The sequence below is a fragment of the Nocardioides sp. JCM 18998 genome (genome assembly GCF_055391535.1).
In genome coordinates this window covers 3084759-3108550 of the sequence record NZ_AP043886.1, presented here as the reverse complement: position 1 = coordinate 3108550, position 23792 = coordinate 3084759, and the positions used below count along the sequence as shown (strand labels likewise).

22 protein-coding genes are annotated in these 23792 nt (G+C 71.6%); 7 read left to right on the top strand and 15 right to left on the bottom strand.

Annotated elements, in window-relative coordinates; all coding sequences use genetic code 11:
* Positions 1–68 precede the first annotated feature (68 nt).
* The 5 genes from ACZ5L9_RS14595 to ACZ5L9_RS14575 all read right to left on the bottom strand — a co-directional run bounded on the left by ACZ5L9_RS14595 (position 69) and on the right by ACZ5L9_RS14575 (position 4336).
* Positions 69–1223, bottom strand: coding sequence for an epoxide hydrolase family protein (locus ACZ5L9_RS14595; RefSeq protein ID WP_464528900.1), 1155 nt, complete (start codon positions 1221–1223; stop codon positions 69–71).
* A 46-nt stretch (positions 1224–1269) separates the two neighbouring features.
* Positions 1270–1452 carry a hypothetical protein gene (locus ACZ5L9_RS14590; RefSeq protein ID WP_464528899.1) on the bottom strand — a complete coding sequence of 61 codons (183 nt, stop codon included), beginning with the start codon at positions 1450–1452 and terminating at the stop codon, positions 1270–1272.
* 111 nt (positions 1453–1563) lie between these two features.
* The gene (locus ACZ5L9_RS14585) at positions 1564–2919 is read right to left on the bottom strand and encodes an RNA polymerase sigma factor (protein WP_464528898.1); all 1356 of its coding nucleotides are present in this window, start codon (positions 2917–2919) and stop codon (positions 1564–1566) included.
* Between the two features lie 294 nt (positions 2920–3213).
* Positions 3214–3801: an HhH-GPD-type base excision DNA repair protein gene (locus ACZ5L9_RS14580; protein WP_464528897.1), complete on the bottom strand. Its 588-nt coding sequence runs from the start codon at positions 3799–3801 to the stop codon at positions 3214–3216.
* A 130-nt stretch (positions 3802–3931) separates the two neighbouring features.
* On the bottom strand, positions 3932–4336 hold the full coding sequence (locus ACZ5L9_RS14575) for a universal stress protein (RefSeq protein WP_464528896.1): 405 nt from the start codon (positions 4334–4336) through the stop codon (positions 3932–3934).
* Between the two features lie 135 nt (positions 4337–4471).
* On the opposite strand from ACZ5L9_RS14575, the gene ACZ5L9_RS14570 reads away from it, so the two are divergent.
* Positions 4472–4903 (top strand): hypothetical protein, encoded by a 432-nt coding sequence (locus ACZ5L9_RS14570; RefSeq protein WP_464528895.1) that lies wholly within the window; start codon positions 4472–4474, stop codon positions 4901–4903.
* Here ACZ5L9_RS14570 and ACZ5L9_RS14565 read toward each other — a convergent pair.
* A complete protein-coding gene (locus ACZ5L9_RS14565; RefSeq protein WP_464528894.1) occupies positions 4900–5850 on the bottom strand; it encodes a DUF4192 domain-containing protein in 951 nt (316 codons plus the stop codon). The genes ACZ5L9_RS14570 and ACZ5L9_RS14565 overlap by 4 nt on opposite strands.
* Before the next feature lie 110 nt (positions 5851–5960).
* Between ACZ5L9_RS14565 and ACZ5L9_RS14560 the strand changes: the two genes are divergently transcribed.
* Positions 5961–7298: a DNA polymerase IV gene (locus ACZ5L9_RS14560; protein ID WP_464528893.1), complete on the top strand. Its 1338-nt coding sequence runs from the start codon at positions 5961–5963 to the stop codon at positions 7296–7298.
* Here ACZ5L9_RS14560 and ACZ5L9_RS14555 read toward each other — a convergent pair.
* From ACZ5L9_RS14555 to ACZ5L9_RS14545, 3 genes are read right to left on the bottom strand one after another with little or no spacing between them, the layout of a single operon-like run.
* Positions 7276–8205 (bottom strand): 5-oxoprolinase subunit C family protein, encoded by a 930-nt coding sequence (locus ACZ5L9_RS14555; RefSeq protein ID WP_464528892.1) that lies wholly within the window; start codon positions 8203–8205, stop codon positions 7276–7278. The genes ACZ5L9_RS14560 and ACZ5L9_RS14555 overlap by 23 nt on opposite strands.
* A complete protein-coding gene (locus ACZ5L9_RS14550) occupies positions 8199–8795 on the bottom strand; it encodes a 5-oxoprolinase subunit B family protein (protein ID WP_464528891.1) in 597 nt (198 codons plus the stop codon). Before ACZ5L9_RS14550 ends, ACZ5L9_RS14555 begins: the two co-directional genes overlap by 7 nt.
* Complete coding sequence (locus tag ACZ5L9_RS14545) at positions 8792–9280, bottom strand: MarR family winged helix-turn-helix transcriptional regulator (RefSeq protein ID WP_464528890.1); 489 nt, start codon at positions 9278–9280, stop codon at positions 8792–8794. Before ACZ5L9_RS14545 ends, ACZ5L9_RS14550 begins: the two co-directional genes overlap by 4 nt.
* Before the next feature lie 39 nt (positions 9281–9319).
* Here ACZ5L9_RS14545 and ACZ5L9_RS14540 point away from each other — a divergent pair, with 39 nt between their 5' ends.
* The gene (locus ACZ5L9_RS14540) at positions 9320–10273 is read left to right on the top strand and encodes a DMT family transporter (protein ID WP_464528889.1); all 954 of its coding nucleotides are present in this window, start codon (positions 9320–9322) and stop codon (positions 10271–10273) included.
* On the opposite strand, the gene ACZ5L9_RS14535 is transcribed toward ACZ5L9_RS14540, so the two are convergent.
* Positions 10193–10903 (bottom strand): LamB/YcsF family protein, encoded by a 711-nt coding sequence (locus ACZ5L9_RS14535; protein ID WP_464528888.1) that lies wholly within the window; start codon positions 10901–10903, stop codon positions 10193–10195. The two genes, ACZ5L9_RS14540 and ACZ5L9_RS14535, sit on opposite strands and share 81 nt — an antisense overlap.
* Positions 10904–10927: 24 nt before the next feature.
* Here ACZ5L9_RS14535 and ACZ5L9_RS14530 point away from each other — a divergent pair, with 24 nt between their 5' ends.
* From ACZ5L9_RS14530 to ACZ5L9_RS14520, 3 genes are all read left to right on the top strand, one after another.
* Complete coding sequence (locus ACZ5L9_RS14530; protein ID WP_464528887.1) at positions 10928–13093, top strand: S9 family peptidase; 2166 nt, start codon at positions 10928–10930, stop codon at positions 13091–13093.
* Positions 13094–13095: 2 nt separating this feature from the next.
* Positions 13096–13848 carry an MOSC domain-containing protein gene (locus tag ACZ5L9_RS14525; RefSeq protein WP_464528886.1) on the top strand — a complete coding sequence of 251 codons (753 nt, stop codon included), beginning with the start codon at positions 13096–13098 and terminating at the stop codon, positions 13846–13848.
* A gap of 181 nt (positions 13849–14029) precedes the next feature.
* Positions 14030–14968 carry a sigma-70 family RNA polymerase sigma factor gene (locus tag ACZ5L9_RS14520; protein WP_464528885.1) on the top strand — a complete coding sequence of 313 codons (939 nt, stop codon included), beginning with the start codon at positions 14030–14032 and terminating at the stop codon, positions 14966–14968.
* A 112-nt stretch (positions 14969–15080) separates the two neighbouring features.
* On the opposite strand, the gene ACZ5L9_RS14515 is transcribed toward ACZ5L9_RS14520, so the two are convergent.
* From ACZ5L9_RS14515 to ACZ5L9_RS14505, 3 genes are read right to left on the bottom strand one after another with little or no spacing between them, the layout of a single operon-like run.
* Complete coding sequence (locus ACZ5L9_RS14515; protein WP_464528884.1) at positions 15081–17825, bottom strand: DEAD/DEAH box helicase; 2745 nt, start codon at positions 17823–17825, stop codon at positions 15081–15083.
* A complete protein-coding gene (gene coaE / locus ACZ5L9_RS14510) occupies positions 17825–18418 on the bottom strand; it encodes a dephospho-CoA kinase (protein WP_464528883.1) in 594 nt (197 codons plus the stop codon). Before coaE ends, ACZ5L9_RS14515 begins: the two co-directional genes overlap by 1 nt.
* 60 nt (positions 18419–18478) lie before the next feature.
* Positions 18479–18901, bottom strand: a complete 423-nt coding sequence (locus ACZ5L9_RS14505) for a MarR family winged helix-turn-helix transcriptional regulator (RefSeq protein ID WP_464528882.1) — start codon at positions 18899–18901, stop codon at positions 18479–18481.
* Positions 18902–18972: 71 nt separating this feature from the next.
* Here ACZ5L9_RS14505 and ACZ5L9_RS14500 point away from each other — a divergent pair, with 71 nt between their 5' ends.
* Positions 18973–20850: an ABC transporter ATP-binding protein gene (locus ACZ5L9_RS14500; protein WP_464528881.1), complete on the top strand. Its 1878-nt coding sequence runs from the start codon at positions 18973–18975 to the stop codon at positions 20848–20850.
* Positions 20851–20892: 42 nt separating this feature from the next.
* Here the strand turns inward: ACZ5L9_RS14500 and ACZ5L9_RS14495 are convergent, their stop codons facing one another.
* Positions 20893–21843, bottom strand: coding sequence for a helix-turn-helix domain-containing protein (locus ACZ5L9_RS14495; RefSeq protein WP_464528880.1), 951 nt, complete (start codon positions 21841–21843; stop codon positions 20893–20895).
* Positions 21844–22102: 259 nt separating this feature from the next.
* Entirely contained in the window at positions 22103–23560 is a 1458-nt protein-coding gene (gene rpsA / locus ACZ5L9_RS14490) for a 30S ribosomal protein S1 (RefSeq protein WP_464528879.1), read from the bottom strand.
* Positions 23561–23792: the final 232 nt, after the last annotated feature.

Here is a 23792-nt window from a genome sequence, read left to right as displayed (position 1 = left end):
ATGACAGTCACTATCCGCGCCTACGCGGGTGCCGACAAGCAAAAGCGGCACCTCGTCCCGGGACCGTCTCAGCGGACCAGCCGGAAGAACGCACGCAGGTCCCCCACCAGGGCCCCGGGAGCCTCCAGAGCGGCGAAGTGACCGCCCCGCTCGTGCTCGGCCCAGTAGCGGATGTCGGGATAGCGCAGCTGCGCCCAGCGCCGGGACGGGCGGGGCACCTCGCCGGCGAAGACGGAGCAACCCGTCGGCGCCGCGACCGGATCGATCCCGGGCAGGCTCAGCCGGCGCTCGACCTCCGCGATGCTCTCCCAGTACAGCCGGGCCGACGAGGCGCCGGTGGCGGTGAACCAGTAGAGCGAGACGGTGTCGAGGACGGTGTCGGGGCCGATCGCCGCATCCAGGTCGCCGTCGTGGTCCACCCAGGTCCAGTACTTCTCCGCGATCCAGGCGCACAGCGCGACCGGCGAGTCGACCAGGGCGTAGCCGATCGTCTGCGGCTTGGTGCGATGCACCTCGCCGTAGGCGGACTCCGTGCGCGAGCGCGCCTCGCGGTCGACCAGCGCTCGACGCTCGGCGGCGCTGGGCTCCAGCGACGGATCGGGCGCGGCGAGTGGCGGGATCAGGTGGATCCCGGCCACCGCGCCGGGGGCGACCACGGCCAGGTCGCTGCTGACGGTGGTTCCCCAGTCGCTGCCCGCGGCACCGTAGCGTTCGTAGCCGAGGCGTCGCATCAGCTCGGCCCAGGCACGCGCGATCCGCTGGGTGCCCCAGCCTGCCCGGGCCGGCCGGTCACTGAAGCCGTAGCCGGGCAAGGACGGTACGACGACGTGGAAGGCATCCCGCGCGTCGCCACCGTGGGCCGGCGGGTCGGTGAGCGGTCCCAGCAGGTCGAGGAACTCCAGCACCGAGCCCGGCCAGCCGTGGGTGAGCACGAGCGGGAGCGCTCCGGAATGCGGGGAGCGCGCGGACAGCAGGTGGATCCCCACCCCGTCGATCACCGTCCGGAACTGCGGCACGGCGCTCAGCCGGGCCTCGACCCGGCGCCAGTCATACGCCTGCGCCCAGCGGGCACACAGCGACTGGAGCCAAGCCAGCGGCACGCCCTGGGAGTGGTCGTGCACGGTCTCGGGCTCGGGCCACCGGGTCGCGAGCAGCCGACGGCGCAGGTCCCGGATCGCATCGTCGGGGACCCGGGGGACGAAGGGGACGAGATCGGCGTCCATCGGCGCTCCTCCTTCGGCGGGGACCGACGGCAGCGGTCCGCCGCGGTCAGACCCGCTCGAAGGATCCGTACTCGTTCGTCCACACCACGGTGCCGTCGTTCCGTACCGCGTAGAGGGCGACCGAGAAGTCCACCGCCTCCCGGGCGGCCTCGAGCGCGCGCTCCTCGGTGTCGTACTCACCCATCGTCTCGGACGGTCCGTCGGCCACGATCTGCACCAGCTCCCACATGCCGGAGACGGTACCCACTCGGGCCGGGTCGATCGCGGCGGGGACCCGTGGAGACGCGAAGGCCGCCCCGTCGTGATGACGGGGCGGCCTTCGGGCGCAGAGTGATCTGCCTCAGTCGAGGTAGTCGCGCAGGACCTGCGAGCGCGACGGGTGACGCAGCTTCGACATCGTCTTCGACTCGATCTGGCGGATCCGCTCGCGGGTCACGCCGTAGACCTTGCCGATCTCGTCCAGCGTCTTCGGCTGCCCGTCGGTCAGCCCGAAGCGCATGCTCACCACGCCCGCCTCGCGCTCGGAGAGCGTGTCGAGGACCGCGTGCAGCTGCTCCTGGAGCAGCGTGAAGCTGACCGCATCGGCCGGGACGATCGCCTCGGAGTCCTCGATCAGGTCGCCGAACTCGCTGTCGCCGTCCTCGCCGAGCGGGGTGTGCAGCGAGATCGGCTCGCGGCCGTACTTCTGGACCTCGATGACCTTCTCGGGGGTCATGTCGAGCTCCTTGGCGAGCTCCTCCGGGGTGGGCTCGCGGCCCAGGTCCTGGAGCATCTGGCGCTGCACGCGGGCGAGCTTGTTGATGACCTCGACCATGTGCACCGGGATACGGATGGTGCGGGCCTGGTCGGCCATGGCGCGGGTGATCGCCTGACGGATCCACCAGGTGGCGTACGTGGAGAACTTGTAGCCCTTGGTGTAGTCGAACTTCTCGACGGCGCGGATCAGACCGAGGTTGCCCTCCTGGATCAGGTCCAGGAAGAGCATGCCGCGGCCGGTGTAGCGCTTGGCCAGCGAGACGACGAGTCGCAGGTTGGCCTCGAGGAGGTGGTTCTTGGCGCGGCGGCCGTCCTCGGCGATCCACTCCAGCTCCTCCTGGAGCTGCGGCTTGATCTTGCCGCCCTTGCCGAGCTTCTCCTCGGCGAAGAGGCCGGCCTCGATGCGGGTGGCGAGCTCGACCTCGAGCTCGGCGTTGAGCAGCGGGACCTTGCCGATCTGCTTGAGGTAGTCCTTGACCGGGTCGGCGGTCGCGCCGGCGACCATGACCTGCTGGACGGGCTCGTCGGTGTCGTCGGAGTTGGAGACCACGAAGGATTCGGACTCCTTCTCGACCTCCTTGATCTCCTCGGAGTCCTTCTCCTTCTCGAACTCGTCGTCCGAGATGTCGGGGAGGATCTTCTTGCCGTCGGGGCCGACCCGGGCCGGGGTCTCGGCGGCGTCGTCCTCGATGACGATCTCCTCGATCTCGACCTCCTCGAGCTCGACGCCGTCCTCGTCCGTCTTCTTGGCGGCGGCCTTCTTCGCCGGCGGTGCGGCGGGCGCAGCCTTCTTGGCGGCCGCCTTCTTCGCGGTGGCCGTGGTGGTCGCCTTGCGACTCGTGGTCGCGGCGGCGGCACGCGTGCCGACGGCGCCGAGATCGACCGAGATGCCCAGGGTGCTCAGATGGCCGAGCAGCGCCTTGAGGTGGCGTGGCTCCACGGCGGCATCCTCGCTTGCGCGACGCACCTCCTCGGGGCTCACGCTCCCGGTCGGCTTTCCTGCCTCGATCAGCGCCACAACGGCGGGGTGAGCGAGCACCTCATCAGGGATCTTGCGTGCGATCGAGGACACTGACACCTCTCGTGGAACTGGCTTCGGGGCGCGGCAAGGCCCGCATACGTCAAGGCCGCTGGATCATTCTGCCACGGGTCACCCAACAGTCACGCCATCGGGGCCCGGATAACGCCGGACTGTGATCAGGCCTTTACCTTCGGGGCCGTCTTCGCCACCACGCTACGCGCTCGTTCCTCGCGCGGCGTCGGCCTCTCGCTTGCTCGCCTTGGCGGCCTGCTTGAAGTCCCGCACCTTCTGCAGCGAGACGCCGTCGACCACGTCCGCGACCGACCGGTACCCATCCTCGGCGTAGGCACCCACGGTCTTCTCCCAGCCTTCGGGCCGGACACCGGCCTGCTTGGCGAGGAGCGCGACGAAGATCTGCGCCTTCTGCTTGCCGAAGCCCGGGAGTGCCTGCATCCGCTTGAGCAGGTCGGGGCCACTGCTGGCCTCGGTCCAGATCCGGGAGGCGTCGCCGTCGTACTGCTCCGAGACGATCCGGGCGACCTCCTGCACCTTCGCCGCCATCGAGGCCGGGAAGCGGTGGATCGCCGGGGTCTGGGACGCGATCTCCCGGAACTCCTCGGGGTCCATCGCGGCGATCCGCTGTGGGTCGAGGTGGCCGAGACGGGTGAGCAGCTTGTGGCCGCCCTTGAAGGCGTCCTCCATCTTGTACTGCTGGTCCAGGAGCATGCCGAGCAGAAGAGCGAACGGCGACTCCGTCAGCACGGCGTCGGCGGCGGGGTCCTGGGCGATCTGGAAGGCCATGGGGTCATCCTGCCGCAGGCTCCGCCCTTCGATCACCTGGGCCAGAGCAGACGGGCCAGATCAGACGGGCCGGAGCAGACGGGCCAGATCAGACGGGCCGGAGCAGACGGGCCAGATCAGACGGGCCGGATCACTCGGGCTTGACGACCAGCACCGGACAGGGGGCGTCGAGCAGGATCCGCTGGGCCTGGCTGCCGAGGATGAGCTTGCCGGTGGCCGTGCGGCGGCGGATGCCGATCACGATGAGATCCGCCTGCTCGTCGCGGGCGGCCTGGGTGAGGTCGTCGGCGGCATCGATCTCGGCGTCGATCTGGGTCTCGTGGATGGCGTAGTCGATACCGCTGGCGACGAGACGCTCGCGGGCGGCCGCGAGCTCGGCCTGGATCTTGGCGATCCACTCGCTGTCGGTCTCGTCCTGGCGCAGCGCGGTGACGACGACGAGACGCCCGCCGTGCCGGCGGACCTCGTCGATGGCGGACTGCAGCGCAGCCTCGCCCTCAGGCTTGGGGACGAACCCGACCACCACCGTCGTCATCGCTTCCTCCACCTGCTCCTGTACGCCTGTGACCCTGCCGGATGACCGTACCCCTCGCGTCAGGCGGTGGCGGCATCCGCCCGGACCTGTGGATGAGCCTCGGCATGCCGGGCCGTCGGGGTGCAGGCTGGGTCCATGCCCCGCAAGCGCACGCCCGAGCAGATCCGCGACACGCTGTTGCGCAGAGCGGTGCGCGAGCATGCCGCGGCCGAGCGGCGGGCCCGGTTCGTGCCGATCCTGCACGTCGGGGTGCCGGGCGAGCCGCACGAGGTCTTCGCCGTCTCTCCCGAGGAGCCGACCGACCACGCACTGCGGGCCGACGTGGTCTCGGCCCTGCGCGAGCGCGCCGCGCGGCGCACGCCCGGCCAGCGGTCGCCGCTGGTGTGGCTCACCCGCGGCGGCGGTCTCGAGGTCCAGGACCTCGATGTCGCGTGGCTGGCCGCCGCCGGGCAGGCGTACGGAGAGGCCGGTGCCGACCTCTGCTTCGCCGTCGTGAACCGGCACGGCTGGCACGAGCCGCGCACCGGGACGCAGCGGACGTGGGTCCGCCCCCGGCCGAGTAGCTAGCCGGCGTCGAGCATCTCCACCATCGAGGCACGCATCGCAGCCCATGCCGTCGGCGGGACCGCTCCCTCCAGCAGATGGCCCACCAGCGTGCCCAGGCTGTGCTCGGGCTCGAGCTCGAAGCAGCGGTCCAGCGCGCACCAGGCCAGCGCTCCGTGGCCCTGGAGCCAGGCGATGAAGCCGAGCACAGCCGCCGCAGCGGGCAGCACGTCGTCGGACGACCGCCGGACCAGATTCCGCCAGAGCACCGCGTGCCGCTCGGCGGCGTCACGCTCCAGCACGGCCCAGGCAGCATCCCGCAGCGGCCCGATCTGCACCGTCACCAGGATCGAGGCGGCCTCCTCGTCGCTCGGCACGGTGCCGGCGTCGGCGTGCCGGGCGCACAAGGCGGTGAGCTCTGCAGGCGTGAGCAGCGCGACCGCCTCCCGTACGCCCTCCACCGCGGCGATCGCCTCGGCATCGGCGGCGAGGCTGGCGGCCAGCTCTGCCCGCGACCCGAGGGTGACCCGGCCGTCGACCACCGCCTGCGTCCGGAAGGGGTGGGCGTCGGTGTCGTAGGCGATGCCGCGGGCCGGGACACCGGGCCGCAGTCCATCGGCGGAGAACCACCGCCCATCATGGGCACGCAGGCACTCCAGCACGTCGATGCCGGCCCGCTCGAACTCCCGCCCGAGGCGGCGCGAGACCTGACGCCCCCGGCGGGCATCGGGGTCGTAGAGGACGAAGACGACCTGCCGGACCGCGTGTCGGCGACACGGCTCGAGCAACGAGCGGACGATCGAGCCGAGGGCCTCCGGATCGCTCGGCGGCGGCAGGTCGATCCGGGCGTGGAAGGCGGTCGAGCCGCCGAAGGTCAGCATCACGATGGAGTCGCTCGGCTCGAAGCCGAGGGCCACCGGGACGGCGGCGAGCAGGTCCTCAGGGCTCTTGGCGCGCAGGGTGAGTGTCATGTCCGATCTCTTCCCGGCTCCCCCACCCCGCCACCACGTCGGAAACGGAGAGTGGATCCGCCGGTCTCGGGCGACGACTGTGCGCGAAAGGTGGCCGGTACGGTTCCGGTATGCGGTCCCACGCGTCGGTGCTCCACCTCGACCTCGACGCGTTCTTCGCCTCCGTCGAGCAGCGGGACAAGCCGTCCCTGCGCGGGAAGCCCGTCGTCGTGGGCGGGATCGGCGGCCGCGGCGTCGTCGCGACCGCGAGCTACGAGGCGCGGCGCTACGGCGTGCGGTCGGCGATGTCGACCCGCGAGGCACGCTCGCGCTGCCCCCACGCCGCCTACCTCTACCCCCGCTTCCATGCCTACCGCGATGCCAGCCACGCGGTGATGGGACTGCTACGCGGCATCACCCCGCTGGTCGAGCCGCTCTCCTTGGATGAGGCGTTCGTCGATCTCGCGGCGGCCGAGCACCCGGACCTGCCGGACCTCGAGGAGCCGACCGTCACCCGCTTCGCCGCGATGCTGCGCGAGCAGGTACGGGAGGTCACCGACGGCCTGACCGCGAGCGTGGGCCTGGGTACGAGCAAGTTCATCGCGAAGGTCGCCAGCGACCTGGAGAAGCCCGACGGGCTGGTCGTCGTCTCCCCCGGCACGGAGCGGGAGCTGCTGCGGCCGATGAGCGTCCAGGTGATCCCCGGCGTCGGGCCCGCCACCGCCGAGCGACTGCGGCGCGTCGGCATCCACACCGTCGCCGACCTGGAGAAGGTCGATCTCGACGAGCTGATCCGGCTGGTCGGCAAGGCACACGGTACGGGTCTCTTCTCCCTCGCGCGCGCCGAGGACGACCGGCCGGTCGAGCCCGAGCGCGAGACCAAGTCGGTCAGCGTCGAGGGCACCTACGACACGGACCTGACGGACAGGGTCCTGATGGAGCAGCTCCTCACCCGCCAGGCGGGCGAGGTCGCCGCCCGGCTGCGCAAGAGCGGCCTGTCCGGGCGGACGATCACGATCAAGGTGCGACTGGGTGACTTCACCACGCTCAACCGCTCGACGACGCTGGCGGGGCCGACGGACCATGCCGCGACCATCGGTCGACTGGCCCGGGCCCTGCTGGCCGACCTCGACACGTCGTACGGCGTGCGCCTCCTGGGGGTCGGCGTCTCGGGCCTGGCCGACTGGATCCAGGAGGACCTCTTCGCCGAGGCCGAGCAGGCGGAGGAGGAGGCCGAGCTCGCCGTCCACCCCGTTCCCGAGGAGCCCGCACGCGGTCGGCGTCCCTGGAACCCGGGCGTCGACGTCGTCCACGCCGACCTCGGCCGCGGCTGGGTCTGGGGCGCGGGCCGCGGCACCGTGACCGTGCGGTTCGAGACCGCCGCGAGCCCGGGCGGGCCGGTGCGCTCGTTCCCCGAGGACGACCCGGACCTCAGCCGCTGGCCTCCTACCGAGCCGGACCCGGAGTAGGCGCCGGGGCAGGACCTCGCAGCACGACCCTCTCCCCCGGCCGGACCTGCGCGAGCTGCCACACGTCGTCGGGATGGACGACGCCGGCGACCGGGTAGCCCCCGGTCGGACCGTGGTCGGCCAGCAGGATCACGGGCTGTCCGTCGGGCGGCACCTGGATCGCGCCGAGCACGGTGCCCTCGCTGGACAGCTCGCCGCGTTCGCGGGGAATCCCGGCGCCGGCGAGCCGGAGCCCGACCCGATCCGAGGCGGCCTCGACGGTCCACCGCGTGCTCGCCAGCCGGGCGAGGACGTCCGCCCCGAACCACGCCCCGTGCGGCCCCGGGAGGAGCCGGATCGGACCGGCGGTCGGCGGACGCGGGGTGTCCAGCGCAGCCGGTACGCCGGCCCGGGCGCCGATCGGCAGCCGGTCACCGGCCACGACCGGCGGCGGGCCGACCCCGGCGAGGGTGTCGGTGGAGCGCGACCCGAGCACGGGCGCGACGTCGATGCCGCCGGAGACCGCCACGTAGGAGCGCATCCCGGTCGCCGGCGTGCCGAGCGTGAGCGTCTCCCCGGAACGCACTCGGACCGCCTCCGAGTGCGCCACCCGGCGCGTTGCGCCGCCCTTCCGGTCGAGTCGGGTCGGCGTCAGCGCACCGGTGACGGCGACCCAGCAGTCCACCTCGCCCCGGAGGGCCAGGCCGCCGAGCAGCACCTCGAGCACCGCGGCCTCCGGCGGGTTGCCCACCAGCCGGTTGGCGAGCGCCGCGGCGGTCGTGTCGAGAGCACCCGCGCGCGGAACCCCGAGGTGGGCATAGCCATAGCGGCCACGATCCTGGATCAGCACCTGGGGGCCGGTGGCGACGACCGTCAGCCCCGGTCTGAGCCCCGGACTGGGCCCCGGTCTCAGGTCCGGTCTCAACACGGGCGCAGCCTCACCCGCGTGCCCGGGCCCAGCAGCGCCGGCGACTCCCGGTCGGCATCCCAGAGCACGGCGTCGGTGCGACCCACGATCCTCCATCCGCCCGGGGAGGCGGAGGGATAGATCCCGCACCACGGCCCGGCGAGCGCGACCGATCCCGGCTCCACCCGAGGGCGCGGCGTCGCCAGCCGCGGCACCGCGAGCTCGGACGGCAGCCCCGCCAGGTAGGCGAAGCCGGGCGCGAAGCCGCAGAACGCCGAGGTCAGCTCGTAGGAGGCCAGCCGGCCGATCACGTCCTCGACATCGGTGCCCCACAGCCCCGCGACGTCGGCCAGGTCCGGTCCGTCGAAGACGACCGGCACCTCGACGAAGCCGCCGGCCACCCTCGCCGTTCCGGCTCGCCAGTCCGCCAGCACCGCACCGAGGGCGGCGACGTCGACCCCGTCGAAGAGGACGGTCGAGGCCGCCGGCACGATCTCGTCGGCAGCCACGTCCGCCGCCCGCGCCCAGTCCGCCAGGGCCGCGGCGTCCAGGGCGCTGTCGACGTCGACCAGGGCGGCGCGCGGCCCGTACGGGCGCAGTGAGACGCTCACAGGTCGAGCTCCTGGGTCCAGCGTTCCAGCAGCGTGGCGAGCTGGCTGCGCTCAGTCCGCGAGAAGTGGGCGAGGAGCCGCTGCTCGTTGGCGAGGTGGTCGGTGAACGCCGCGTCGATCAGCGCGCGCCCGGACTCGGTCAGCGCGATCACCCGCCCCCGCGCGTCAGCGTCGCTCGGCGCACGGGTCACCCAGCCGCGTGCGATGCAGCGATCGACCCTCTTGGTGATCGCCCCGGAGGTGACCATCGTCTGAGCCGCGAGCTCACCGGCGGTCAGCGCGTACGGCGCACCCTGGCGGCGCAGCGTCGCCAGGATGTCGAACTCGCCCTCCCCGAGGCCGTGCTCGGCATAGACCGACACCAGCTCCTCGGTCAGGCGGGCCGCCAGCCGATGCAGGCGGCCGATGACGCCCTGCGGCGTCGGATCGAGATCGGGGCGCTCGCGCTCCCAGGCGCTCATCACACGTGCGACATGGTCGGCCATGACGGGAATATACCTTCCAAGGAAGCGATTCTATCTTCCATGGAAACAAAATGGCTGGCTGCGGCGGCGCTCGCACCGATCGCTTGGGGCTCGGGCTATTACGTGACGGCGACCTACCTGCCGCCCGACCGGCCGCTGTTCGGGGCAGCGGTGCGCGCGCTGCCGTTCGGCCTCCTGCTCCTCGCGCTGCGCCCGGCGCTGCTGCACGGCGCCTGGTGGTGGCGTACGGCGCTGCTCGGCGTCCTCAACTTCGCCGCGTTCTTCACCCTGATCTTCGTCGCCGCCGAGCGGCTGCCGGGCGGCCTCGCCGCCACCCTGACCGCGACGTCGCCGCTGGCGATCATGCTCTTCGCCTGGGGCCTGGCCGGCGAACGACCGCGCGTCGCCTCCCTCGCCGCGGCCGTCGTCGGCATCGTCGGCGTCGCGCTCCTGGTGCTGCGCGGCGGCGCGAGCATCGACCCGATCGGCGTGCTCGCCTCCCTGGTCGCGGTGGCGCTCTCCTCGCTCGGCTTCATCCTGGTCAAGACGTGGCAACCACCGCTGCCCCTGGTGTCGTTCACCGCCTGGCAGCTGGTCTTCGGCGGCTTGCTGCTCGTCCCGATCGCGCTCGCCGTCGAGGGGGCGCCGCCGCACCTCGACGCGCGGGCGCTGGGCGGCTTCGCCTGGATCGGCCTGGTCGGCACCGTGCTCGCCTACCTGGCCTGGTTCAACGCGATGCGTCGCCTCCCCGCGGCCGCGGTCTCGCTGGTCGGCCTGCTCAACCCGGTCACCGGCACCGTCATCGGCGTGGCACTGGCCGGCGAGGCCTTCACCGCGACCAGCGCCGCCGGCACGGTCCTGGTCCTCGGCGGCATCATCGTCGGCCAGCCGGCCGTCCTCGACGCGCTGCGAGGGCGCCGGCGCACCCGGCGATCAGGCGACGGGGCGCAGCTCCCACCCGCCGGCCTCGAGCGCCCGGCGCACGGCGACGGCGTGGCCGACCGCGCCCGGTGAGTCGCCGTGCAGGCAGAGCGAGTCGACCCGCTTCGCCAGGGTGAGCGCGTTCGCGACGATCGCGGCCTCCTCGGTCACCAGGGCGCCGGGCTCGGTTCGCGGGAGGAGGCGCCCGGAGGCGTCGTACCCGCGATCCGGGAAGCCTTCCCGCCACACCGGTCTGTCCGCCTCCGCCGCGAGCCGGAGCAGCACGCCCGGCATGCCCAGCACCGGCAGCCGACCGGAGGCGTCCAGGACGGCTCGCGCCTGATCCCGGTCGTCCATGGTGCGGTGATAGAGCGCGCCGTGCGGCTTGACGTAGGTGACGGCGGCGCCCTCGGAGGACGCGATCTCCGTCAGCACTCCGATCTGCTCCGCGACCTGCTCACGCAGCACCTGGTAGGAGACGTCGACGGAGACCCGGCCGAAGTTCGCCCGATCCGCGTACGACACCTGCGCCCCGATGGCGACGCCGCGGCGCGCGGCCGCCGCACAGACCTCGCGCATGATCGCGGCGTTGCCGGCGTGGAACCCGCACGCGACGTTGGCCGAGGTCACCACGGCCAGGAGACCGGCGTCGTCGGTGATCTCCTCGCCCAGGTCGGCATTGAGATCGACACCGTGATCGACGCCCACGACACCTTCGCTCATGGCCCCGAGGATAGGGTCACGGTCATGTCTGGCCAGCCGCCTGTCGCCCCGAAGAAGCCGCTCACCCGCACGCACCACGGTCGCGAGCGCACCGACGACTACGAGTGGCTGCGCGACAAGGAGAACCCCGAGGTGATCGCCTACCTCGAGGCAGAGAACGCGTACACCACCGAGCGCACCGAGCATCTCGCCGAGCTGCGCCAGCGGCTCTTCGACGAGGTGAAGGCCCGCACCCTGGAGACCGACCTCTCGGTGCCGACCCGCAACCGCGGCTACTGGTACTACGGCCGCTCCTTCGAGGGCAAGGAGTACGGCGCCACCTGCCGCGTCCCGGTCGCCGACGAGGCCGACTGGACGCCGCCGACGCCGGCACAGGTCGCCGCCGACCAGCCCGCGCTGCCCGGCGAGGAGCTGCTGCTCGACCACAACGTCCTGGCCGACGGCCACGAGTTCTTCTCGATGGGCGGCTCCGCGATCTCGCCGAGCACCACGCTGCTGGCCTACTCCACCGACACCAAGGGCGACGAGCGCTACACCGTCGAGATCCTCGACCTGACCACCCACGAGCTCCTCGCCGACCGGCTCGAGGGTGTGATGGGCGGTGTCACCTGGGACCGCGCGGGCGAGTCCTTCTACTACTCCACCGTCGACGAGTCCTGGCGCCCCGACAAGGTGTGGCGCCACGTCCTGGGCACCGCCCAGGCCGACGACGAGCTGGTCTTCCACGAGACCGACGAGCGGTTCTGGTGCGGCGTCGGACGGGGTCGTACGGACCGCTTCCTGGTGATCGAGTCCGGTGCCAAGACGACCACCGAGTACCGCTACCTCGACCAGGACGCCCCCGAGCTGGGCTGGCAGCTCTTCGCCGCCCGCGAGGAGGGCATCGAGTACAACCTCGAGCACGCGGTGATGCCTCGAGGAGATGGCGCGGCCGAGGATGTCTTCCTCGTCCTGCACAACGGCTCCGGCGCCAACTTCGAGATCGCGACCGCGCCGATCGCCCCGACGGACCGCGCGGCGTGGCGGCCGCTGATCGCGCACGACCCGTCCGTGCGCCTCGAGGACGTCGACGCGTTCGCCGGCCATCTCGTGGTGCACCAGCGCAGCGAGGGGCTGACCCAGCTCCGCATCCTCGAGCTGGGCGCGGCGGGCGTCACCGACGACTACCTGGTCCAGTTCGATGACGAGATCTACACGATCGGCTCGGGCGGCAGCCCGGCCTTCGAGCAGCCGACCGTCCGCCTCGGCTACACCAGCCTGCGCACCCCGAGCTCGGTCTACGACTACGACGTCCGCGATCGCAGCCTCCACCTGCGCAAGCAGCAGCCGGTCCTCCCGCTCGACGGCGTCGCCTACGACAGGGAGGCGTACGAGGAGCACCGGCTGTGGGCTCCGAGCGATGATGGCGAGGACGCCGTGCTGATCCCGATCTCGCTGGTCGTGCGCAAGGACGTGCGTGCCGCCGCGGTCGCTGCCGGAAAGCCGCTGCCGCTGCACCTGTACGGCTACGGCTCGTACGAGGCCTCGATGGACCCGGGCTTCTCGACCTTCCGCCTCTCCACCCTCGACCGCGGCGCCGCCTTCGCCATCGCGCACATCCGTGGCGGCGGCGAGATGGGCCGGCACTGGTACGACGACGGCAAGCAGCTGCACAAGCGCAACACGTTCACCGACTTCATCGCCTGCGCCCGCCACCTGGTCGAGACCGGCTGGACCTCGCCGGAGCTCACGGTGGCCGAGGGCGGCAGCGCCGGCGGCCTGCTGATGGGTGCGATCGCCAACCTCGCGCCCGAGCAGTGGGGCGGGATCGTGGCGGCGGTGCCCTTCGTCGACAACCTCACCACCATGCTCGACGCCTCGCTGCCGCTGACCGTCGTGGAGTACGACGAGTGGGGCAACCCCGAGGCCGACGCCGAGGTCTACGACTACATCGCCTCGTACGCCCCGTACGACAACGTCGCGGCCCTCCCCTATCCGCCGATCCTGGCCGAGACCGGCCTCAACGACACCCGGGTGCTCTACGTCGAGCCGGCCAAATGGGTGGCCAAGCTGCGCGACGTCGCGGGTGCCGACGTGCTGCTCAAGACCGAGATGAACGCCGGCCACGGCGGCGTCTCGGGCCGCTACAAGGCCTGGCACGACCGCGCGTTCAGCCTCAGCTGGATCATCGACCGCCTCGGCCTCGCCTGATCGTGTCGACGGTCCGGGTGCTGCGTGCCGGGTTCTCCCCGATCAAGGGGACCCGGCACCTGACCCTGCCGTCGATCACGCTCGACGCCGACGGCGCCGTCGGTGATCGGTCCTACTGCCTGGTCGACGTCACCGAGGCGAAGGTGCTGCGGACCGTGCAGCATCCCCAGCTCACCGCGGTGCTCGCCCAGTCCGAGGCCGGCGGCGACCTCACCGTCCGCCTCCCCGACGGCCGGGCGGTCTCCGCACCGACGCCCGGCTCCGGGGACGTCCTGACCTGCGACTACTGGGGCCGCCCCACCCGGGTCGAGCTCGTGGACGGACCGCACAGCGTGCTCCTCAGCGACTACCTCGGCACATCGGTCGCCCTCGCCCGGGCACCACGCCGCGGCGTGCTCTACGGCGCCGGCGTCGCGCTCCTCACCCGGGCGTCGCTGGCAGAGCTGGGAAGGCGCGCGGCGACCGACGCCGATCCGGCACGGTTCCGATCCACCCTCGTGGTCGACACCGACGATGAGCCGTTCGCCGAGGAGGGCTGGGCCGGTCGCGACCTCACGTTCGGCGAGGTCACCGTGCGACTCGGCGCGCCGATCCCACGCTGCGCGGTGATCGACATCGATCCCGTCACCGGGGAGCGCAACGGCCGCCTCCTGCGCACCCTCGCGAGCTTCCGGCCGCTCAACGACGCCGGCGAGCCGTGCTTCGGCGTCTACGCCGAGGTCCGTACCCCCGGTTCGATCGCCGCTCGGGGCTGAGCCCTGAGAAGACCCTGAAACTTCGCGCCCCCGGCAACTTTCGGGCATCCCCGTGCGTCAGACCAGACAAGAGCACGACGCAGCCGGGTCCTCGGGAGCCAGGCATACCGCGGGAATCCTCGGGGCACCTGCTGCGTTGTCATCAACACCGGGTTGATGCCCGCTGGGTGAGGAGGGTCCGATGGCAACGAAGACCATGACACGAGAGATCGAGGGACGCGACAGCGTCGGTCTCTACCTCGACGAGATCGCGCGCAACGACCTGTTGGACGCCGCGAAGGAGGTCGAGCTCTCCAAGGCGATCGAGGCGGGCTTGATGGCCGAGCAGCTGCTGGCGCAGGGCAAGGTGGGCCGCAAGGCCCCCGGCGGCGCCAAGCGCGAGGAGCTCGAGTGGCTGGCCGAGGAGGGCCAGAAGGCGGTCGACCAGTTCATCACCGCGAACCTCCGCCTGGTCGTCTCGATCGCGCGCAAGTACGGCCGCGCGCAGATGCCGATGCTCGACCTGATCCAGGAGGGCAACACCGGCCTGATCCGTGCGGTCGAGAAGTTCGACTACACCAAGGGCTACAAGTTCTCCACGTACGCCACCTGGTGGGTGCGTCAGGCCATCACACGCGGTATCGCGCAGCAGGCCCGCGTCGTCCGCCTCCCCGTGCACGTCGTCGAGGAGCTCAACCAGGTCGGCGGCGCCCGCCGTACGCTCGAGCGCCAGCTCGGTCGTGACCCGGACCCGACCGAGATCGCCACCGAGCTCGGCATGGAGGTCGACCGGGTGCTCGACCTGATGGCCTGGGGTCGCGAGCACATCAGCCTCGACTCACCCGTGGACGAGGACGGCGACACCTCGCTGGGCGACCTGATGGCCCAGGAGTCGACGCCCGGTCCGGACTCGACCGTGCTGGACGTGGAGTCGCGTGAGCGGCTCAACAGCCTGGTCGGCCAGCTCGACGACCGCGCCGCCGAGATCATCCGGGCGCGGTACGGGCTGGTCGACGGTCGCCAGCACAAGCTCGCCGACATCGGCGTGCAGCACGGCATCTCCGCCGAGCGGGTCCGCCAGCTCGAGCGCGAGGCTCTGCAGAAGCTCCGCCGCTTCGCCGACCCCGATCTGGCGGCCTGACGGCGGGTCCCCTACGCGCGTCATCCGCGAGATCGCTGGACCAGCTGTCGTCACAGCAGCTGCTCGAAGACCTCCGTCACCCGTTGGCGGAGGTCTTCGCGCGACCGGGGACTCAGTGCCACTCGCGCCGGACGACGGTGGTGACGTCGAAGGGGTCGCTGCCGCGTTGCGCAGCCAGGATCCCGGCACCGTCCGGACCGCCCGTGTAGACCGCGCCGCCGCCACCGACCCAGTGGTCCCAGGCGGCGGCGAAGGCGTCGGCCTCCTTGCGTCGCGACAGCAGGCTCGGGACCGCGTGCCACACCACGCCATCGGGGACGACGCGTCCGCGTCCGCCGATCGCGAGCAGCTCACGCCGGGTCCGCCGCCGCGAGGTGACGACCAGACGTGGCACCAGGTAGCGCGGCGCGAAGAGCGGCGCCAGCACCTCCTCGAGTGAGGTGGCGAAGCTCTCCGAGACCGACTCGGCGACGCCGCTGATGCGGGCGCGATACTCCCCCGACGACTCGATCCCCACCTCGACCCCGGCCGCGCCGACCGGGCTCTGCCCGGTCGCGTGCAGGGCGTCCGCCACCGCCGAGGCGACCTGCGCGAGCGAAGGCGGTCGGGCCGCCGCCGCGACAAGCGCCCGACCGAGCGCGACACGGGACCGGCCTTGGGCGAACAGCGCGCCGGCGGCCCCCAGGGCCACTGCCGCGCCCGCGGCGAGCGGCCCCAGCGCCGCCCAGCCGGCAACACCACCCGCCACCCCGGCGGCGGCGAGTCCGAGCGAGGCGTGCGCACCCGCCGGGTGGGCGGGCCGGTCACGCACCTCGAGCCGGTCGGCGCGGACGACGACGCTTGCGGGACCACGTCCGGTACCGATCCGCTCCGGCGTCGACGGCCGGACCCGGACGGTACGCGCGACCTCGTCCTCGTACGGCTCGCCCAACCGCCACCGTTCCGCGATCGCTGCCCGCTGCTCGGAGCGGGCGATCATCCGGGCGTTGATCGTGTCGTGCTCCGACGGCGGCGGCGGTGCGTACGGCGAGAAGGTCGGGTCCAGATGGGCGACACCGTCGGCCACCGTGCCATCCTCGTCGACGCCGAAGAAGCCGGTGTGCTTGCGGACCAGCCGGCGCCAGTCGTTGTCCCCACGTGGATGGCCGGCAGCGATGCACACGACACTCCAGTTGAGCGCGACCTTGTCGGGTCGTGCCGGATCGGTCCGCAGCGCTCGGCCGCGGGTCTGCACCACCGCGGTCGTGGTCGTGACCGTCGTCAGGTCGATCACACCGGTCACCCGGCGCGCATCCCAGCCCTCGCCGAGCAGGCCGCGTGTGCCGACGAGGATTGCGACACCCCCGCTCTCGAAGAACGACGTGACATAGCCCGTCCAGGTCCGCGATGACCAGCGCGGAGGCCCGCTGAGCACGGTGGTGCCGCGGTCCTGCGTGATGCTCAACGCCCGGCCCAATCCGGCGTCGCGCGCCGTGATGTGCTCGATGAACCGGGTCAGGACCGCGGGCGCGGCCGCCACGGTGGCCCCGGTCACCAGGAGGACGTCGCCGACGTCCGGATCGGACTGCAACGTCGCCAGCACGGCGCGAGCCGAGCCGGCCTGCGCAGTGAGGACGCCGTCGAGATCGGCGGGCAGGGTCGCCGAGGCGTGCTCGTGGTCGCAGAGGACCAGCAGCCGCATCTCGGCGCCGAGAGCGAGCCGTTCGCTGCGAGCCACGGTCGCGGCGGCATACGTCTTGGCCTCGGAGCGCGCGAGGACCCGGTCGACCGGGGACCGTCCGGCCCGCACACCCGCGCGGGTGAGCACATACCCGACTGCGGGGAGAGCACGCCGGATGCTCTCCAGGACGTCGCGATCGCTAGCGACCTGCGAGTCGCGCAGCTGGCCGCGCACCCAGTCGTCGATCAGTGCGACCCAGTCCTCGGCAGTCGGCTCGACCCGGTGCTCCTCCTGCATCGTCGCGCCGTCGGGCAGCGCCATCAGGTCCGCGTGGTGCAGCCGCAGCACGGCGCGGCACAGCTCGGGATCGCTCCGCACGAGCTCCGCCCACGAGGCGCCCGGACGCCCCGGCTGCGGTCGTACGCGCAGATCGAGCCAGGTCAGCAGCCCGATGCTGCCGAATCCCGGCGCGATCAGGTCGGTGGTCAGCTCGCGGAAGCGCTCGGCCGACTCGGCGAGCCAGTCACGCTCGCCGGGCGTCGGCTCGGTGAGCCAGACCAGCTCGGCGAACGGCGCCAGGTCGCCCTCCTTCACCACGGCGGGGATCGACGCCTCGAAGACGACAGCGCCGAAGAGCTCCGCCACGAGAGCGGCCTCCTCGGCGGTCATCGCCTCCGGGGGCGTGGCGGTCAGCCCGAGCACGTACGCCTGGGGCAGCTCGTCGAGCACCTCCGCGAGCAGGCGCCCCCACACCTCGAGCAGGTGGTGGCACTCGTCGAGCACCACCAGGACCGGCCCTGCCTCCTTGAGGGCCGTGACCAGCGCCCGCCCGTTCTCGTGCAGTCGGTCGATCAGCCCGGCGTGCTGCCCGAGGTCCTCGGGCTCGACGTCCGGGTCGAAGGTCGCCATGGCCTGGTAGGTCAGCGCCGTGAACGGATGCGACAGGTCCCGCCCGTCGCCCACCTGCAGGCCGCCCTCCTGCGCCACGCGCACCCACTGTCCCTGGATCGCCGTGTTCGGGGCCAGCACGACGACCTTCCGTACGGCCTCCGTCGCGAACATGTCCTGCGCCGTCCGAAGGCCGACGAGGGTCTTGCCGGCACCCGGCGGGAGCACCACCCATGCCCGTCGGGCACCGCCGCCCCAGGCACGATCCAGCGCGTCGAGGGCGAGCCGCTGGTGCCGGCGCAGCTGCATCACTCGGCCCGGCGCCGCAACGCGTCGACGACCTCGACCACGCGCTCACGGAGCGCTTCGCGTGTTCCGGTGTTCTCGATGACGTGGGTGGCCGCCGCGAGGCGCTCCTCACGGCTCGCCTGGGCGCCGATCCGGGCGAACGCCTCCTCCGCGGTCATGCCACGATCGCGCAGCATCCGCTCTACCTGCAGCTCCTGCGGCACATCGACGACCACCACCGCGTCGTAGCTCGCTCCCTGACGTGTCTCCACCAGCAGTGGGATGTCGTGCACGATCAGCGCGTCCGCACCGGCCGCCTCGACCAGCTCGGCGGTCCGGGAACCGACCAGCGGCCAGATGATCCCCTCGAGGACCTGTCGCTTGGCCGGGTCGGCGAAGACGATCGCACCGACCTTGGGACGATCCATGGCGCCGTCCGCCGTCAGCACCTCCTCGCCGAAGGCGGCGACGACCTGCTGCAGCCCGGGCGTCGCGGGGGCGACGACGTCACGGGCGAGCTGGTCGGCATCGATGACGATCGCCCCGAGCTCGCGCAGGATGGCCGAGACGGTGCTCTTGCCCGAGGCGATGCCCCCGGTGAGTCCAACGCGCATGGCCGCGAGACTAGACGACCCGGCGCGCGGCCGCGACGGCCGGCGCATGACGTGCGGCGCTCAGGCGATGAGCTCGCGCAGGATCCGCTCCAGCTCGGCGCGGTCCCGCGGCGCGAGCGCGGCGAAGTGCGCCTCCGAGGCCGCCGCCCGGGCCCGGTGCATCTGGTCGTGCAGCCGTACGCCCTCCGCGGTCGCGGCCACGGTGGTGGCACGGCGATCCGAGGGATCGGGCCGGCGCTCGACCAGGCCGCGCTCCTCCAGCGCGTCGACGACCTGGGTGCCCGAACGCGGCACGATCACCAGCAGCTCGGCGAGTGCCGAGAGGCGCAGCGGACCGTGCTGACAGATCGTGCCGAGGGCGCGGGCCTGGCCAGGCGTGACCTCCCACGGGGCGAGGGCCTCGGCGTACGCGCGGCGCAGGCTGCGGGCCGCGCCCATCACCAGGTCGCCGGTGGAGGCATCGGAGAGGTCGGGGCGTCGCACGGGAATCATCCTACCCAATCCCATGTTAGCCTCATAGTGAGTTAACCTCAGCATTATCCCGAGGAGGCCGGATGAGCGACTTCGCCAACACCGTGCGACAGGGGTGGATGGCCGGCGGCGGCCGCCACCAGCAGATCCAAGCCGCAGGCGGCCGCGACGGCCGCGACCCCCACCACAAGGCGTCGGACCAGACCCAGCTCGCGGAGAACCCCGTCGAGCTGCGCCGGATCCTGCGCCTCTTCGCCGAGCACCGCGGCGCGATCGCCGTCGTCATGCTCCTGCTCGTGGCCAGCTCCCTGATCGGCCTGGCGCAGCCCTTCCTGGTCCGCGCCGTCATCGACCGCGCACTCCCCCAGCACGACCACGTGCTCCTCGTCTCCGCAGTCGGGGCCATGATCGCCGTCGCCGGCCTCACCGCCGCCCTGGGCCTGTTCCAGACGCTGCTGTCGACCCGCGTGGGCCAGCACGTGATGCATCGGCTGCGCAGCGACCTCTTCGCCCACCTGCAGCGCCAGTCGGTCGGGTTCTTCACCCGGACCCGCGGGGGCGAGATCCAGTCCCGCCTGGTCAACGACATCGGCTCGATGCAGTCGGTGGTCACCAGCACGGCCACCTCGATCGCCGCCAACGTCACCGTCGTGGCCGGCACCATCGTCGCGATGCTCGCGATGAACTGGCGCCTGGCGTTGATCAGCATGATCGTGCTGCCGCCTGCGGTGATCACCACCCGCAAGGTCGCGCGGATGCGCTACGCGGTCACCGCCGAGCGCCAGGCCAAGATGGCCGACCTGCACGTGCAGATCGAGGAGGGTCTCTCGGTCAGCGGCGTGCTGCTGACCAAGACCGTCGGCGCCGCGCCCGCGCTCTCACAGCGCTTCACCGAGACGAGCCAGGAGCTGATCGACCTCGAGGTCCGCTCCACCCTGGCCGGGCGCTGGCGGATGGCGTGGATGCAGATCGTCTTCGCCGCGGTGCCAGCAGCGCTCTACCTCGCCGCCGGCTTCCCCGCCACCAGCGGCGGGATGACGATCGGCACCCTGGTCGCCTTCGTCTCCCTGCAGGGCTCGCTGTTCCGGCCGCTGATGGGACTGCTCAACGTCGGCGTCGACATCACCTCGAGCCTGGCTCTCTTCAGCAGGATCTTCGCCTACCTCGACCTCCCCGTGGAGATCGATGACCCTGCCAACCCGGTCGCCCTGGAGGAGGTACGCGGCGAGGTCGTCTTCGATGCGGTCAGCTTCGCCTACGACGGCGACGACAGCGCACCGGTGCTCCACGACATCTCGGTGGCCGTGCCCGCAGGCGGCAGCCTGGCACTCGTCGGCGCCACCGGCAGCGGCAAGTCCACGATGGCCGGCCTGGTGGCCCGGCTGCACGACCCGACGTCGGGACGCGTCCTGCTCGACGGCGTCGACCTGCGTGAGCTGGCCCTCGCCGACGTCGCGAGCGCCGTCGGCATGGTCACCCAGGAGACGTACCTGCTGCATGCCACCGTGCGGGAGAACCTGCGCCACGCCCGCCCCGACGCCACCGACGAGCAGATCGAGGCGGCCGCTCGCGCGGCTCGGATCCACGAGCTCATCGTCGGCCTGCCGGACGGGTACGACACCGTGGTCGGCTCGCGCGGCCACCGCTTCTCCGGAGGCGAGAAGCAGCGCCTCGCCATCGCCCGTACGCTCCTGCGCGACCCGCGCGTCCTCGTCCTCGACGAGGCCACCAGCGCGCTGGACAACACCACCGAGCGCGAGGTGCAGGCTGCGCTGGACCGGCTCGCCGAGGGCCGTACGACCATCACGATCGCGCACCGGCTCAGCACGGTCCGCAACGCGGACGCGATCGCCGTCCTCGCGCATGGCCGGGTCGTCGAGCTCGGCACCCACGAGGAGCTGCTGCTGGCCGGCGGTCGCTACGCCGACCTGGTCCGCGGCGGCCTCGAGCGGGCCGCCTGATCCCAGAAGGCCCCGCCGGCACGGGTGTCGGCCCGCGCCGGCTCAGCAGGCGAAGCGGCGGCGGTATGCCTGCGGGCTCAGGCCGCGCGACTTGAGGAAGTGGTGACGCAGGGTGGCCGCGTTGCCGAAGCCGACCTCCTGCGCGATCCACTCCACCGGGCGATCGGACCGCTCGAGCAGCTCCTCGGCGCGCAGCACCCGCTGCTGGGTCACCCAGACGTGCGGGGTCGAGCCGGTCTCGTCGCGGAAGCGGCGGGCGAAGGTACGCGGCGACATCAACGAGCGCCGCGCCAGGGCGTCGACGCCGAGCTCCTCGCCGAGGTTGGCGGCGATCCAGCCGAGCAGCGGTCCGAGCGTCTCGGCGTCACACTCGGGCACCGCGCGGGCGATGAACTGCGCCTGGCCGCCGTCGCGCTGGGGCGGAACCACCATCCGGCGGGCGATCGTGCTGGCCGCCGCGGCACCGTACTCCTGGCGCCAGATGTGCAACGCGGCATCGAGTCCCGCGGCGGTGCCGGCGCTGGTGACGATCTGTCCGGAGTCGACATAGAGCACCTCCGGGATGACCTTGGCCTCGGGGTACATCCGCTGCAGCTGGTCGGTGTGCTTCCAGTGGGTGGTGCACTCCAGGCCGTCCAGCAGGCCGATCTCGCCAAGCGTGAAGGCCCCCGAGCAGAGCGTGAGCATCCGCGCGCCGCGGGCGTGGGCAGCGAGCAGGGCGTCCGTCACGCTGCCCGGCACCGTGCTGTCGTAGACCGAGTAGCCCATCGCCGGGATCACCACCAGATCCGCCTCGGCGACCCGGTCGAGACCGTGCTCCACGCTCACGGTGAATCCCATCGACGTGCGCAGCTCGCGCTTGGGACCGCAGACCGCGAAATCGACATTCGGCACCCCGTCGTCGCTCCGGTCGAGGCCGAACGCCTCGCAGGCAGCGCCGAACTCGAAGGGATTGAGCCCGTCGTAGACGATCACGGCGACGTTGGTGAGCATCCGCCTACTGTAGATGGCAGCAAATCGATGCACAACAGCATCTCTGCCACTGTTGGCAGGATCCGATGCATCGAAGAATTACTGCCATGACCATCATCGTGCTGCTGCTCCTGCTGACGGCCCTCCTGGTGCTGCGCGCCTGGGCCACCCACGACCGGTTCTCCCGCAAGAGCCGGCCCGCCTGGTTCGACTGAGAAATGCCAGAAGGCCCGGACCTCACGGTCCGGGCCTTCTGTGTGTTGCTAGCTGGCGGCGTTGATCAGTTGCCGCCGGTGAGCTTCTCGCGAAGGGCCTGCAGCGCCTCGTCCGACGCCAGCGAACCGGCGTTGTCCTCGGCCGGAGCCTCGGAGGAGTACGAGGTGGCCTCGCCAGCCTCGGCCTCGGCCTGCTTGGCCTCGGCCTGCTGCTTGACATGCGCCTCCCAGCGGGCGTGCGCCTTGGCGTACTGGTCCTCCCAAGCAGCGCGCTGCTCGTCGAAGCCCTCGAGCCACTCGCCCGTCTCCGGGTCGAAGCCCTCGGGGTAGATGTAGTTGCCCTGCTCGTCGTACGTGGCAGCCATGCCGTACAGCGTCGGGTCGAACTCCTCGACGTCCGCGGCCGTGGCGGTCTCGTTGGCCTGCTTGAGGGACAGCGAGATCCGGCGACGCTCGAGGTCGATGTCGATGATCTTGACCATGACGTCGTCGTTGACCTGGACGACCTGCTCCGGGATCTCGACGTGACGCTCGGCGAGCTCCGAGATGTGGACGAGACCCTCGATGCCCTCCTCGACGCGGACGAAGGAACCGAACGGAACGAGCTTGGTGACCTTACCCGGGACGATCTGGCCGATCTGGTGGGTACGGGCGAAGTGCTGCCACGGGTCCTCCTGCGTCGCCTTCAGCGACAGGGAGACACGCTCACGGTCCATGTCCACGTCGAGAACCTCGACGGTGACCTCGTCACCGACGGTGACGACCTCGGACGGGTGGTCGATGTGCTTCCAGGAGAGCTCCGAGACGTGGACGAGACCGTCGACGCCGCCGAGGTCCACGAACGCACCGAAGTTGACGATCGAGGAGACGACACCCTTGCGGATCTGGCCCTTCTGGAGCTGGGTCAGGAAGCCGTGGCGAACCTCGGACTGGGTCTGCTCGAGCCAGGCACGGCGCGACAGGACCACGTTGTTGCGGTTCTTGTCGAGCTCGATGATCTTGGCCTCGAGGGTCTGACCGACGTAGGGCTGCAGGTCGCGGACGCGACGCATCTCCACGAGGGAGGCCGGCAGGAAGCCGCGCAGACCGATGTCGAGGATGAGGCCGCCCTTGACGACCTCGATGACGGTGCCCTCGACGACGCCGTCCTCCTCCTTGACCTGCTCGATGGTGCCCCAGGCGCGCTCGTACTGGGCGCGCTTCTTGGACAGGATCAGACGACCCTCCTTGTCCTCCTTCTGGAGAACAAGGGCCTCGACCTTGTCGCCGACCGAGACGACCTCGGACGGATCCACGTCGTGCTTGATGGACAGCTCGCGCGAGGGGATGACGCCCTCGGTCTTGTAGCCGATGTCGAGCAGGACCTCGTCACGGTCCACCTTGACGATGGTGCCGTCGACGATGTCGCCGTCGTTGAAGTACTTGATGGTGGCGTCGATCGCGGCGAGGAAGTCGGCCTCGGAGCCGATGTCGTTGATCGCAACCTGCGGAGCGTCGTAGTCCGGGAGGGAGATGGTCGTCATGAAGTAGTAGGAACCTTGAGTCGTAGGCAATGTTGGGGTTGCGGCGCCCTCGTCCAACAGGACAAACAGGGCACACGCAGTAGTCGAGCCTACGCGTCGGGGGTGGCCTGAGTCCAACCACGGCGGGCACCCGCCCCACGGGCACCTCAGACCCCGTGACTCACGGCGTGTCTGGACCACCGGATCGAATGTCGGCGACAGGCGATAACCGGCGGACCGGGGTGTCGTTGGA